A 13,365-nucleotide genomic window follows, 5' to 3' on the forward strand; every position below is an offset into this window, starting at 1 on the left:
ACCCGGCAGGACATTCCCGACCCGAAAATGGTGTCGGGAATGTCCTGGCGAGTTGGGTTTGCGAGGCAGCGCGGGGGTTAGGACCCCAGTTCGGCCCGCACCAGCTCGACGAACCCGCGCACGTCTTCCTCGGTGGTATCCCATGAGCACATCCACCGCACCTCGCCGCGCGTCTCGTCCCAGAAATAGAACGGAACCTGCTTCATCAACCGCCGCGACACCTCGTGGGGCAGCGTTGCGAATACGGCATTGGCTTGCACGGTCTGGGTCACTTCGACGCCGGGCAGCTCGCGCACTGATTCGGCCAGCAGCGCCGCCATCGCGTTCGAGTGTCGCGCTACCCGGAGATACAGGTCGTCGTCGAACAATGCCAAGAACTGTGCGGCCATGAACCGCTGCTTAGATGTCAACTGCATCAACGTCTTTCGCAGATACTCGACGCCGCGTACCGCCTCGGTGTTGAGCACTACCACCAGCTCGGCGCCAAGCAATCCGCTCTTGGTGCCCCCGACGCTGAGCACATCGGCCCCGACGTCGACGGTCAATTCGCCCAACCCGACGTCGAGATGCGCTGCCGCATTTGCCAATCGGGATCCATCGATATGCACCGACCACCCGCGGCCATGCGCGTAACTGGCCAACTCCGTCAATTCGGCGACCGAATACACCGTGCCCAACTCGGTCGCCTGTGCCACCGACAGCACGCGCGGCTGCGCCCAGTGCTCATCGCCCGCTCGGTCCGGAACCGCGGCCTCGATGGCGGTCGGCGTCACCTTTCCATCCGACGTCGGGACGGTGAACAGCTTCAGCCCGGATACCTTCTCCGGTGCGCCGCCTTCGTCGACGTGGATATGCGCCGACTCCGCGCAGACAACCGCCTCCCACCGCTGTGTCATCGCCGACAGTGCGAGTACATTCGCGCCAGTTCCGTTGAATACCGGAAATGACTGTGCCGCAGGCGAAAAGAGTTCGCGCACTCGTCGTGTCAATGCTTCGGTGTACACATCCGCGCCGTAGGAGGACTGGTGCCCGACGTTCGCTACGCTGATGGCTTCGAGCACCTCGGGCAGTACGCCCGCGTAGTTGTCGCTCGCGAACCCGCGACGTTGTGTGTCGTGTAGCTGCTCGATCATGCTGCCTCCGAGGTGATTCCACGTGTCGAGTCGATGACGGGCTGCATCTTCCGTTTCAAGGCTTCGTAGAAGACGTTGAGTGGGAACTCGTCCGGTGCGACATGATCGACCAGTTCCCGGGGCGGGCCGCCCAGTGGCAGTTCACCTTTCGCCCAGGCCGAACCGGCCGCGGGCTCCACATAGGAGCTGACAAATCGATAGGTCTGTAGCCATTGGCCGACCTTCGATCGATCGATGCCGCTGCGGTACAGCTCCTCGATCTGAGTACCGAGTGAAATCACCTGTGGTCCAACCTCTTTCCAGTCAAATGACAATCGATTATCGCGCCAGTGCAAACTTCCGTTGCGATGCAAGTAGCCAAACAGGAGTTGTCCGCCGAGTCCGTCGTAGTTGCGGACGCGGTCCCCGGTGATGGGGAAGCGGAACAAACGGTCGAAGAGAATTGCCAACTGGACCGGCTGTCCGTACGGATGCCCTTGTCGTTCAAGTTCACTCGCGATACGGAAGGTCGACAGGTCGCAGCGCAGCTCCTCCAGCGAGTACAACCAGTACGGCATGCGTTGCCGGATCATAAACGGGTCGAAGGGCAACTCGCCGCGGCTATGCGTCCGATCGTGCAACAGATCCCACATGGCGAAGGTTGACTGCGCCAGCGTTTGGGACCCGACCAGCCGCTCCCCGAACGGTGGTAGCTGTAGTGACAATATCTCCGACGCCGCACCGACGACCCGTCGAAAGCGGGCCGCCTCTCGGTCACAGAATATTGCACCCCAATGGAATTCGGGTTTGTCGGCTACTGACACAGTCTCCGGGAACAGGACAGCCGAGTTGGTGTCGTAACCCGAGGTGAAATCCTCGAACAGTACCGGGAGAAATTGCCGATTGTCATATGACGATTCGACGTCGGCGAGCCACTGCGGCCACATCACCCGCAGTAGCACAGCCTCGAATACGCGTCCGGCGTGACCGTTCTGGGTGTACATCGGAAATATCACCAGATGCTCCACGCCGTCGACGCGCTGCAGGTCGGGGCGGAAGGCGGCCAGCGATTCGCCGAAGTCGGGTTTTCCGAAACCTCCTGCGGTCCAGCGTTTTATGTCCTTACGCACCGCATCCAGATAGTCGGCGTCATGCGGAAATAGGGGAGTGAGACTGCTGATCGCGGTGTCGATCCCGTCGCATAGCGAGCCAGCCTGAGGCTGCGACGCAGCGTCGCCGATACTGCCGTCGTCGGCTTGTAGAGCGCGTAATTGCTCCACGGAAGCCTTGAGCGACAACCATTCCGGTCGGGCGGCGGCCGACGCGACACCGCCGGTGTGTGTCTCGTGTCGTGTCGCGCCACCACCCGCCCAGGTAACCACATTCGTCCACAACTGCCGATGGTCGAAGTCGTCGATGGAGTCGTCGCCGAACAGGTCGGAGTCGGCGAAGATCACCACCCGGCCACGGCCGGCACGAACAGACACCGCGAGCGCGGCACCCGCCGGCCACGCCGACCCACTGGTGCGCGCCAAAGTCGTCGCGTCGGTGCCTTCTGCGATCTCCACTACGCCCGTGCGATAGAAACACGCCGACTCCACCGCGGCGAGGATGCCCTGATCGTTGTCGAGGTCGGCGAGTACCCAGGTCGCGTTCCCGCGCACGCGTCGTTCGCCAGGCGACTCCTGCACCACAAGCGACTGAATCGTGACTCCGAACCGTGCGGCCACGTCGGCGAGATTATTGCCCGACGTCGCGGTATCGCACTCGGCGAGGATCACCAGCCCGCCGCCGTCGCGGACAAAGCCTTCGATCGCGTCGAGCTCATCGACCGAGTAGGTCGGCGGCAGATCACGGGTCACGTACTCGACGCCGGGCGCTGCGAGATGCGGAATCACGTAGACGTCGATGTCGTCGAGGGTGTCGCGCGTCAACGCGGCCGGCTTTGAATCTCGCACCGACATCCCCCGCCGTCGAAGGACGTCGACGGCCGCTGCCATCGACGAATCTCCGGGGTTCACCGGCGACATCTCCTGGGCCCGGGCAATAGTCGTAGCCCACGCGCAGCTACGGGCTTGTTCGATCAGCACCACCGGAAAATTCGACATCGCGCCCTCCTGACTCGTGCTGCCATTGTCCCCCGCACGCGGTGATCAGCGCAGGACAGCGCGCCCGATTCCGCCGGAAAATCGTCCGAATAGGTGCGTACCAAGGGCACATTGCCCTTGATACACACCTATTTGCCTGATTTTCCGGAAATGGCGAAGCGTCGCTGCTACGACGTCAACCGTGCTGGCCGCTTCGTGTACGCCGGTACATACTTCGCCAACACCCCGGCCCCGATGCCAGAGATCCCGGCGACGGTGAAAACCGCTGTGGCTAACGGGAACAACGCCGCCGCCAACGAGATCGACAATGGTCCGGCAAGGAAGCCGGCATCGTGGGTTAACCGCCACACGGCGAGGAACTCCGCGCGTCCGGTCGGTGGTGCGACGTCGGCGCCGATGGTCATGATGACCCCATTGCCGAATCCGTTGCCCACTCCCAGGACTATCGCGACGACGGTGAACGTGATGACTGTCGCGGTGAACGGGAGGATGAGATATCCGACAGCCAGGACCACGATCGACGGCACCGCCACAGAGGTCCGCCCGAATCGATCCATCAGATGACCGGCCGGGTACGCACAGAGCACATCTGCGGCGGCGCCCACCCCGAATAGTAGACTCGACGTTGCCGGTGACAATCCAATGTGATTGGCCCACAACGGAAGAATCGCATCACGCGTGCTGCGTGCGATACCCAACAACAGTGAACCCGTGCCGAGGGTGGCGAACAGCCGAGCATGGTCGCGGCAGATGGTCGATAGGCTCAGTGGGGATGCGACTGCCCCGGCACCGGGCGGGTCGGCCAACCGCGCCATCAAAGATCCCGCGACCACGATCGCGATCAATTGAACGACGAATCCGCCGCGAGTACCGATCGCCACAATCGCCGCCGCGCCGAGCAGCGGCCCGACGAAGAATCCGAATCGCATGGCGCCGCCGAATAACGACATCGCTCGCGCCCGCCAGGCGAATGGGACGCTGAGCGATAGGTAATTCTGCCTGGCCAAGCCCCACACCGCGTTTGCGAGGCCGACGGCGAAGATTCCCGCGCACAGGATCCAAATAGTCGGAGAGACAAGGCAGGTCAGCGATCCGACGGCTGCGAGACTGCTTGCGACGATGATAGATCGGCGTTCGCCGAGCCGGGCGACGATCTGGCCCGAGCAGGTATCGCCGACCACCTGCCCAAGCCCAATCAGTGCCACCGTCAAACCGGCCAGCGCTGGCATTGCGCCCAAATTTAGCGCGGCCAACACCATGACCGGAGCGGCGGCGCCCTGACCGACGCCGTATGCCGCCGCGGGCAGGTATACGGTGCCGATCAGGGAACGTAGCGGATGGTCAGCTCCCGCTTGGGCTTTCTGGTGTTGTTCGTCATCGACCGTCGTCATGCGGTCGCGGGCACTGCTTCCGCGTGATGCGCTGGCAACTTGATGCCGTAGTGGCCACGCAGGGTCGATGCCGAGTAATCCGTGCGGAAGCGACCGCGTTCTTGCAGGATCGGGACCACCTGGTCGACGAAATCTTCAAGTCCCCCAGGGAGATACGGCGGCATCACGTTGAAGCCGTCTGCCGCTCCTGCGTCAACCCAAGCGATCAGATCGTCGGCGATCTCCTCGGCGGTGCCGGCGATGGTGCGGTGACCGCGCCCGCCGCCCAGTTTGCCCAATAGCTCGCGGGTGGTCAGGTTGTCATGTGCCGCAAGCTGACGCACCAGCGTGGAACGACTCTTCTGACCCTCGATTTCCGACTCCGGAGGCAAATCCGGGAGCGGAGCATCGAGCGACAAATCGGTCAGGTCGACGTTGAACACATGTGAGAGCTGACGTAGTGCGTAGTCAGGCGAGATCAGTTCGGTGAATTCCTGTTCCAGCGCAACGGCTTCGGCGTGCGTCGCGCCAATGAACGGGACGATACCCGGCAGGATTTGCAGGTCGTCGATATTGCGGCCGAACCCGGCAAGACGCCCTTTGAGGTCGTCGTAGAATTCCCGACCTTCAACGATTGTGCGTTGCGCGGTGAACACGACCTCCGCGTGCCGGGCCGCGAGATCCTTACCAGGTTCGGACGATCCGGCTTGCACCAGTACCGGGCGCCCCTGCGGAGAACGCGGTGAATTCAGCGGGCCGCGAACCGAAAAGTGTTCTCCCACATGGTCGACCGTACTGATCTGATCGGCGTCGGCGAAGATCGCTCGCTCGACGTCGAGTACGACCGAGTCGTCACCCCAACTGTCCCACAGTCTGTTGGCGACGTCGACGAACTCCTGGGCGCGTCGGTATCTCCCGGCGTGGTCGGGGATCGAGTCATAGCCGAAGTTCGCAGCTTCTTCTTTACCCGCGGAGGTGACGATATTCCATCCGGTACGACCGCCACTGATGTGTTCAAGCGACGCGAATGCGCGCGCCAATGTGAACGGATGGTTGTATCCCGTTGATGCCGTGGCGATTAGGCCGACACGACTGGTCCCACCCGCGATGGCGGCGAGCAGGGTCAGCGGTTCGAAGATGGCCGCGACGTTGCGCCGTGGATTAGGCCCAATGGCCAACGTGTCGGCGAAGAACACCGAGTCCAGCTTCCCGCGTTCGGCGATCTGACCAAGTCGGACAAAGTGATTGACGTCGAGCACCGCGTGTTCATCGGTACGCGGGTGCCGCCACGCGGCCTCGTGATGTCCAACGCCCATCAGAAAGGCATTGAGGTGTAATTGCCGAGCCATAGTGATTCCTTACGTTGATAAACAGATCGTCATATTCCGTTGAGCCACCTCAACCTCGATCGTCGAGTGCCGTCGTCCGAGCTTGCGAGGTCGCCGGTGTATCGAGACGCGGTGACCCGATCTCGATACCCGGCCACGGCGTCAGTCCTGCACCCGCCACCGCGAGAACCGCTTCTCAATCGTCACCAGCACCAGATTGAAAACCAGCCCTACCAGCGCGATGGTGACGATCCCGGCGTACATCTGCGGGATCTGAAAGTTCAACTGGCTGGCCATGATCCAGTACCCCAACCCCGACCGTGCCCCGACCATCTCGGCCGCGATGAGTACGAGAATCGACGCGGCGGCGGCTAGTCGGATGCCGGTGAAGATCGTCGGCAACGCGGCCGGAAGAACTACCTTCTGAAAGAGTCGCCACGACGGAAGTCCAAGTGAGCGAGCCGATTTGATGAGCAGCGGGTCGACATTTCGCACGCCGGAAATGGTGTTGAGCAGGATGGGGAAGACGCAGGCGTAAATCACCAAAGCCACCTTCGACGTCTCGCCGATGCCCAGGATCAACACGAATACCGGCAACAGTGCCAGCGCGGCCGTGTTGCGGAACAGCTCGAGCGCTGGATTGAGGTACTGCGCAACAGGTTTGTACCAACCGATGGAAATGCCCAGCGGCACCGCGATGATCACCGCCACCACGAATCCCTGCAACGCACGTGAAACGCTTGCCCAAATATGTTGCTGCAGTTGACCGCTGGCAGCAGCATCACCCAATGCCCCCAGCACCGAAGAGAACTCGGGCAGGAAGGTCCGGTCAACCAAACCGATCCGTGGCGCGATCTCCCAGAACACCAGCAGGGCGGCGAGGACAATCGACGACCGGAGCAGCCACTTGCCCGACTTACCCACGCGACCGACAAGCGCGCGTCCTCGACGATTCGTCGACCCCGCAGCTACGGGCGCCTCCGAGGCCGCCGGTGAAACACCCTTGGGTTCAACGACAATCGAACTGGGTGGTGCCAGTGTGCTGCTAGACATGGGTCGCTCCGATCAATGTGCCCGACGTTGAGGTCTCGGAATCAGCGACGGCTGCGCCCGGGCGCAGGGACAGCCAGATGCGATGACGGTATTCGCGGAACTGCTCCGACGAGCGCAGGTCTTCGGTGCTCTCGCGGTCGATCGCGATGGGCAGTACCTCTTTGATCCGACCTGGGCGCTCGGACAGTACCGCGACGCGATTCCCGAGGTAGATAGCCTCATCGATGCCGTGTGTAATGAACAGGATCGTCTTGCCGGTTGCTTTCCAGATTCGCAATAGTTCGTCCTGCAACGACTCCCGTGTCTGAGCGTCGAGTGCGGCGAACGGTTCATCCATCAGCAAGACCTCGGGGTCATATGCCAAGCTGCGGGCAATGGCGACGCGCTGCTTCATGCCACCAGACAGTTCATGCGGATAGTGGTCGCCGAACCCGTTCAGACCCACGAGTGCCAGATACTCGTCAGCCACCGTACGACGTTGCCGTCGAGCGATACCCTTTGCCTCCAAACCGAATTCGACGTTGCCGCGTGCGGTTCGCCAGGGGAGCAGGGCGTATTGCTGAAAGACGACGCCGCGATCTAGCCCCGGACCGGTGATCGGCTCGCCATCGAGCAGGATCTCGCCCGACGTTGGCGTGGTCAACCCGCCGATAAGATCGAGCAGCGTCGACTTTCCGCTTCCGCTGGGTCCGACCAGGACGAGGAATTCGCCTTCGGGGGCCGAGATGGTGATGTCGTCAATCGCGACGAGGTCTGGTTTCCCATTGGCGGAGAATACTTTTCGGACATTTCGCAGCTCCAGTTTCGGCGTGGTCATGATGCCGCCTTCGCGGGCTTGCCATCTGGCCCCGACGTCGGGGGATAGGTTCCGTTGTCGAACGGGTTGTATTCGTTGGTATACAGATCGGCAGGTTTCAACTGCCCCGACTTAAGTTCGCCATTGCGTACCAGCCAGTCGATCCACAACTGGAATTCGGCGGCCTTGATGACGCCACCGGGTGTCGGGATGGACGAACTCTTCCAGTAATCGGCCAGTGCGGGGTCTTCACCACGCCCGCGCGAGCTCAGGATCTTCTTGAACCGAGCGACCACCTGGTCCCGCGGCGTGACCTGAAGCCATCTGATTGCCCGCGCGGTGCCCTGGGTGAAATCCTTGACCTCGGCCGGGTGTTTGGCGATGAAGTCGTTACGCACTACGACGGTGCCGTAACTGAAGTCGCCGAAGACCGCGTCGGTAAACAGTACCCGCAGTCCGCCCTTTGCCAGTGCCCGATCGCGGAAGATTCCGCTGAACGCGCCGACGTCGATCTGCCCTTGTCGCAGGGCGGATTCCGCGTTGATCGGCGGCACTACCAGAAGTTGCACCGACGCGATCTCGTCTTTGGACAGCCCCTCGCGCGAAAGCCATTCGCGGATCACGAATTCGCTGTGTGCACCGAGTGTATTGATGCCGACTTTCTTGCCAATCAGGTCCCGCGCCTTGCGAATTGGTGAGCCGTCGAGGACGTAGAAACCGTTGAATGTTTGCGAATCGGCACCGTAGGAGTCGACGACCGCTTTGATCGGTGAGCCGGCGGAGGCGAGTTTGACGATCGCCCCGTTGAAGGCCGCGCCGAAGTCGGCATCGCCGGTCGCGGCTGCTTGTATCGACGTAGGACCGCTGCTGGTCTCGCCGACCGACTTGAGCGCCACCTTGGTGAAGTAGCCGAGATCAGCAGCGAGTTCAGGCGTCGTGACAACCGACGGCTGACTCAAATAGCGAAGTTCGGTTTTCCCGTCGGCAGTTACCGTGGTTTCGTCAGACGAGCCGCAGGCTGCGATCGTCGTCGCCAGGGCAAGTGCGAGGGAGGCGGCGGCATACTGGCGCCACCTGCGGGTGGTCTTCATAGTTTCCTCTCGAGTGGTGAGAATGCGGGGCTGAGTCGAAATAGATATTCGTGAATTCTTTGAACCGAGCCTCTGGCATTAATTTGAATGCGACCTAGATCCGATCAGTCATTGATCTGATGGCATCTATTATTTGAGCGAGGGGCTCGGTCTGCTAAGACCATTCCACAATGTGAAAAACCCGGCGGTGATTAAATCGTGGCGGGTAAAACTGCTGATTCCACGGATGATTCGATGTCTGCGACATCACGAAGAAATTCTGCGGTATGTCGCATCAGCGGGTGAATAGCGCTTATTAGGTTTTGGTTGAGGCGCACACTACGGGCCTGCACACCGATGGACGCACGCACCTGACCATCGGCCCCGAACACCGGCACGGCGACTGCGGTGACGCCGTCGGCGGTGGCCAACGAATAGCCGCGCCGTCTTGATTCGGAGATGTCGGGCAGGGTCGAGAATTGCCGTTCGCGACGCTGCCCGAATGCGATGATCGCCTGTCCCATCGCACTGTCCTCGATGGCCGTTCGTCGGCCCGGCAACTGATGGTCGCAGAACATCGACGGCGGTCGCGCGGAGTAGACGGTGACCGCTTCGTGGTCTTCGACCACGCCCAGACTCGCGGTGATCCTGATTTCTGACGACAATATATGCAGATGAGGGGCCATCGCATCGATATCGACACGGCGTGCTGCCGCGTGCGCGAGGGCCGCGATGCCGTCGCCGATGAGATAGGAATTGTGGCCGTCGCGGGCAAGTAGCCGCCCGCGGACGAGTGCCTGGGCGATGCGGTGCGTGGTGCTCACCGGGAGCCCGACTCGACCGGCCACCTCGCTGATGGACAGCGAGCGGCTCTCACCCTCGAACGCGTACAACACGCTGATCGCCCGTTCAACCGACTGCGAGCCGGTGCGCGGCGGGCCATCGACTCGTGGTGTCCGCTCGGAGCTGTGCGGAATGGTCATGGGGAGTCCTCCGGGGACGGATGCAGATTGTCGAGGATGATTCCCGACGAGCGACAAAGCGCCTATATTTCGACGCGCGCTGAACGTATCTCCGATTGAGTCGCTGCGAAGAATCGTCAATTCGTCTGGAGATTTCACATTGTGGAACTGAATGTTGCGTCGAGTTACTGGTGCTGATGATCATTTCTCGGGTCAGCCCAACTCTCGAAAAGGACATTGTGAAAAATGACTATCGCCGATCCCATCGCAACTGATCTGACATTCGCCCCTGTCGCCGGTTACATAGGCGCCGACGTTCGCGGGGTCGACCTGCGCGAGTCGTTGGATTCCGAACAGGCTCAGGCCATCATCGAGGCGCTGCACCGCCACAAGGTGTTGTTCTTCCATGATCAACAGATCGACCACGCGCAGCAGATCGCGTTTTCTCGGATCTTCGGCCCGGTGACCGCGTCGCATCCGTATGACGACGACGCGCCAACCGAATTCCCGGAGATCCTGCAGATCGACAACCGGAACTATGAACGCAAATTCGGCGTTAAGGCGGCCAGCTACACCAACCACTGGCATACCGACGTGACACCACTGGTCAATCCGCCCGCGGTAAGTGTGTTGCGCGCCAACGTAGTTCCCGACTTCGGTGGTGACACTCAGTGGACGAACCTCGCCGCTGCCTACAACGGTTTACCTGACTCACTCAAGGCGTTGGTCGAAGGGCTGCGCGCAGAACACCGCTTCGGTGGGCGGAACCCGATCTTCAAGGCGGACAGCAGTTATGGGGAGAAGATTCGGAAAGCCCCATTGGTCAGTGAGCATTCGGTGGTGCGGGTACATCCGGTCACGGGGGAGCGATTGCTTTTTGTGACACCGGGTTTCACCAGCCGGATCGTCGGCTACTCGCAGCGCCAAAGCGACGCGCTGCTCGACCTGCTCTTCGACGAAGTGGCCACTCCGGCCTACACGGTCCGCTTCCGCTGGCGCGCGGGAAGTATCGCGGTGTGGGATAACCGGGCCACCGCACATCTGGCTCCCGGCGACATCAACCATCTCGACGTGACCCGCACGCTGTTCCGGACCACCGTCGAGGGCGAGGTGCCGGTCGGAGTCGATGGCCGCCCGTCGGTCGCGGTCTCTGGTGAACAGTTCACCGGCAAATAGCCGCCCCGCCCGTCGTGAGATTCGTCCGAATAGTTCCGTAGCAAGGGCATATTGCCCCAGCCGGCGAACTATTCGGGCGAATTTCTCAGCTGACGGCGGCCCCAGCGCATACTCTGAGACAATCAGACAACCGATGTTCTCAGACTTGTGGAGGGCGCACGCCGATGGCGATTCGCGATGCATTCGAAATGGTTTCCGACGCGGTCGGCGCGATTAAGGTCCTGCAACACTCCGGGGCCATCGACCTGCGACGACCGCTCGAGGTAGCCCAGGCCGCCAAACGCGCGAAGACGATCGGCCCGGCTTCGACGGTGATTTTGCATGGCGCACAGACCTATCCGGATGCACCGGCCCTCACCGACGAACGCGGCACGCTGTCCTTTAGTGAAGTCGATCGGCAGTCAAATGCGCTTGCCAACGAACTACTGGCCTCCGGCCTCAAACCCGGCGACGTCGTGGCGGTGCTCGCCCGCGACCACCGGGGGTTGATCATCGCGCTGAGTGCGACCGGCCGTGCGGGCTTTCGGCTGGCCATGATGAACACGGGATTCGGCAAGACGCAGTTCGTCGAGGTAGTTGAGCGCGAGCATGTCCGTGCCGTCCTGCACGACCAGGAGTTCGGCGAACTCGTCGATGGCCTGCCCGCGATGCCGCGGATCCTCACCTGGATCGATGACGAGGGCGCCATAACCGACGGGGGCAGCACGCTCGACAAGATCGTCACCGACGGCGACACATCGATGCCGCCGACTCCAAAGACCTTCGGCGGCTTCGTCATCCTCACCAGCGGTACCACCGGTCTACCGAAGGGTGCCCAGCGGTCCAAAATGTCGCCATTCACCAGCGCTCTGCTCTTGGATCGTATTCCGTTGCCGCAGAACGGAACTATGGTCATCGTCTCGCCGATTTTCCACTCCACGGGTTTCGCGGTGTGGGGTGTCGGCACGGCGTTGGGCAACCAGACGGTGGTGATGCGGCGTTTCGACGCCGAGAAGACTCTAGCTGCTCTCGCGGAGCATCGAGCACAAACCCTCGTCGCGGTCCCGACGATGTTGCATCGGATGATCGCGCTCGGCCCCGACATCATCGCGAAATATGATCTGTCCGCACTGAAGATCATTGTCATCGCGGGATCGGCGCTCTCGCCGACGTTGTCCGAAGCGGTACAGGACACCTTCGGTGATGTTCTCTACAACATGTACGGGTCAACCGAAGTGGCTGTCGCGTCGGTCGCACAGCCGCATGAGTTACGACAAGCGCCCGGGACCGTCGGCCGGCCACCGGTGACCAGTCGTCTTGCCCTGTATGACGACAACGATCAACGGATCTCCGGAATCGATGTCCGCGGAAGGCTTTTCGTACGCAACGGCGCGCCGTTCGAAGGGTATACCGACGGACGCAACAAGCAGATCATCGACGGCTATATGGCCACCGGCGACATGGCGCGTTTCGACGCGAACGGTCTGATGTTTATCGAGGGCCGCGACGACGACATGATTGTCTCGGGCGGAGAGAACGTCTATCCGCTCGAAGTAGAGAATCTACTCGCCGAACATCCCGGGGTCGCCGACGTCGCGGTCATCGGCGTCGACGACGAGCAGTTCGGAAAACGCTTGCGCGCCTTCGTTGTTCGTAATCCCGAGGCGGACCCGCAGGCCGACGAACTGCGACTGCACGTCAAAGTACATCTCGCGCGGTACAAGGTTCCGCGGGATGTGGTGTTCGTCGATGATCTGCCCCGCAACCCAACCGGCAAGCTGGTACGTCGCAAACTTCCGACGGGTCCGTTATGAGGCGTTAGACCTGATCGGCGCGAAATCCAGGCTACAAGCGGGAGCCGAGGCTACCGTGAAGAGGTGACTTCTCAACGCCCGTTTCCCGATGTTCGCTGGGGTAGCGAATCCAGCTTTCTGCGTACGCCGCTGATTAAATTTGCCGCCACCGCACCCGGTTCGGCGACGATCCGCGCACTGGCTCCCGCTGACCGATGGTTGCTGAATAAGACTCGTGGCCGGCTGACCGCGCTCGGGCCGATCGGCGCTCCGACGCTGCTGCTGGCGTCGACCGGTGCGAAGTCGGGGGCCCGTCGTGTGCAGCCGCTGCTCTATTACCGGGAGGATCCGGATATTTTCGTGATCGGATCTAACTTCGGCGGCGACCATCATCCGGCGTGGACTCACAATCTGTTGGCCGGCGGCCCGGCGTCGGTCATCATCGGCGACGAAATTCCAGTGACCGCAACGCTTCTCGACGGCGACGAACGCGAACGAATCCTCGCCGAGTTCATCAAGATGGTCGACGTCTACCAGGCCTACCTGGGTCGCACCGACCGCAAACTACGCATCTTCCGCCTCTCCGCCGCGTAGATCGACCGGTTGATCGACCACGGC

At 61.8% G+C, this 13,365-nt stretch carries 11 protein-coding genes; 3 read left to right on the forward strand and 8 right to left on the reverse strand.

The features are described 5' to 3' along the window. Positions 1-77: 77 nt before the first annotated feature. From GOEFS_RS19300 to GOEFS_RS19335, 8 genes are all read right to left on the reverse strand, one after another. Positions 78-1,133, reverse strand: a complete 1,056-nt coding sequence (locus GOEFS_RS19300; protein ID WP_007319635.1) for a threonine aldolase family protein — start codon at positions 1,131-1,133, stop codon at positions 78-80. Then, positions 1,130-3,220 carry a DUF6421 family protein gene (locus GOEFS_RS19305; protein WP_007319636.1) on the reverse strand — a complete coding sequence of 697 codons (2,091 nt, stop codon included), beginning with the start codon at positions 3,218-3,220 and terminating at the stop codon, positions 1,130-1,132. Before GOEFS_RS19305 ends, GOEFS_RS19300 begins: the two co-directional genes overlap by 4 nt. 167 nt (positions 3,221-3,387) lie before the next feature. Then, positions 3,388-4,611, reverse strand: a complete 1,224-nt coding sequence (locus GOEFS_RS19310) for an MFS transporter (protein WP_007319637.1) — start codon at positions 4,609-4,611, stop codon at positions 3,388-3,390. Further along, positions 4,608-5,939: an LLM class flavin-dependent oxidoreductase gene (locus GOEFS_RS19315; RefSeq protein ID WP_007319638.1), complete on the reverse strand. Its 1,332-nt coding sequence runs from the start codon at positions 5,937-5,939 to the stop codon at positions 4,608-4,610. Before GOEFS_RS19315 ends, GOEFS_RS19310 begins: the two co-directional genes overlap by 4 nt. Before the next feature lie 141 nt (positions 5,940-6,080). Beyond that, a complete protein-coding gene (locus GOEFS_RS19320; RefSeq protein ID WP_007319639.1) occupies positions 6,081-6,971 on the reverse strand; it encodes an ABC transporter permease in 891 nt (296 codons plus the stop codon). Further along, the gene (locus GOEFS_RS19325; protein WP_007319640.1) at positions 6,964-7,788 is read right to left on the reverse strand and encodes an ABC transporter ATP-binding protein; all 825 of its coding nucleotides are present in this window, start codon (positions 7,786-7,788) and stop codon (positions 6,964-6,966) included. Before GOEFS_RS19325 ends, GOEFS_RS19320 begins: the two co-directional genes overlap by 8 nt. Beyond that, positions 7,785-8,858, reverse strand: coding sequence for an ABC transporter substrate-binding protein (locus GOEFS_RS19330; protein WP_007319641.1), 1,074 nt, complete (start codon positions 8,856-8,858; stop codon positions 7,785-7,787). The genes GOEFS_RS19325 and GOEFS_RS19330 overlap by 4 nt, the downstream gene beginning before the upstream one ends. A gap of 191 nt (positions 8,859-9,049) precedes the next feature. Further along, positions 9,050-9,820 carry an IclR family transcriptional regulator gene (locus GOEFS_RS19335; RefSeq protein WP_007319642.1) on the reverse strand — a complete coding sequence of 257 codons (771 nt, stop codon included), beginning with the start codon at positions 9,818-9,820 and terminating at the stop codon, positions 9,050-9,052. A gap of 225 nt (positions 9,821-10,045) precedes the next feature. Here GOEFS_RS19335 and GOEFS_RS19340 point away from each other — a divergent pair, with 225 nt between their 5' ends. From GOEFS_RS19340 to GOEFS_RS19350, 3 genes are all read left to right on the forward strand, one after another. After that, positions 10,046-10,975 (forward strand): TauD/TfdA dioxygenase family protein, encoded by a 930-nt coding sequence (locus tag GOEFS_RS19340; protein WP_007319643.1) that lies wholly within the window; start codon positions 10,046-10,048, stop codon positions 10,973-10,975. A 164-nt stretch (positions 10,976-11,139) separates the two neighbouring features. Beyond that, on the forward strand, positions 11,140-12,768 hold the full coding sequence (locus GOEFS_RS19345) for an acyl-CoA synthetase (protein WP_007319644.1): 1,629 nt from the start codon (positions 11,140-11,142) through the stop codon (positions 12,766-12,768). Positions 12,769-12,831: 63 nt separating this feature from the next. After that, positions 12,832-13,341: a nitroreductase family deazaflavin-dependent oxidoreductase gene (locus tag GOEFS_RS19350; protein ID WP_007319645.1), complete on the forward strand. Its 510-nt coding sequence runs from the start codon at positions 12,832-12,834 to the stop codon at positions 13,339-13,341. The last annotated feature ends 24 nt before the right edge of the window (positions 13,342-13,365 follow it).

The organism is Gordonia effusa NBRC 100432, assembly GCF_000241305.1.
Taxonomy (GTDB): Bacteria; Actinomycetota; Actinomycetes; order Mycobacteriales; family Mycobacteriaceae; genus Gordonia; species Gordonia effusa.

Coding starts and splice junctions, on each gene's coding strand:
- GOEFS_RS19330 (WP_007319641.1), bottom strand. CDS start 8,858: ATGAAGACCACCCGCAGGTGGCGCCAGTATGCCGCCGCCTCCCTCGCA.
- GOEFS_RS19305 (WP_007319636.1), bottom strand. CDS start 3,220: ATGTCGAATTTTCCGGTGGTGCTGATCGAACAAGCCCGTAGCTGCGCG.
- GOEFS_RS19335 (WP_007319642.1), bottom strand. CDS start 9,820: ATGACCATTCCGCACAGCTCCGAGCGGACACCACGAGTCGATGGCCCG.
- GOEFS_RS19345 (WP_007319644.1), top strand. CDS start 11,140: ATGGCGATTCGCGATGCATTCGAAATGGTTTCCGACGCGGTCGGCGCG.
- GOEFS_RS19315 (WP_007319638.1), bottom strand. CDS start 5,939: ATGGCTCGGCAATTACACCTCAATGCCTTTCTGATGGGCGTTGGACAT.
- GOEFS_RS19300 (WP_007319635.1), bottom strand. CDS start 1,133: ATGATCGAGCAGCTACACGACACACAACGTCGCGGGTTCGCGAGCGAC.
- GOEFS_RS19340 (WP_007319643.1), top strand. CDS start 10,046: ATGACTATCGCCGATCCCATCGCAACTGATCTGACATTCGCCCCTGTC.
- GOEFS_RS19325 (WP_007319640.1), bottom strand. CDS start 7,788: ATGACCACGCCGAAACTGGAGCTGCGAAATGTCCGAAAAGTATTCTCC.
- GOEFS_RS19310 (WP_007319637.1), bottom strand. CDS start 4,611: ATGACGACGGTCGATGACGAACAACACCAGAAAGCCCAAGCGGGAGCT.
- GOEFS_RS19320 (WP_007319639.1), bottom strand. CDS start 6,971: ATGTCTAGCAGCACACTGGCACCACCCAGTTCGATTGTCGTTGAACCC.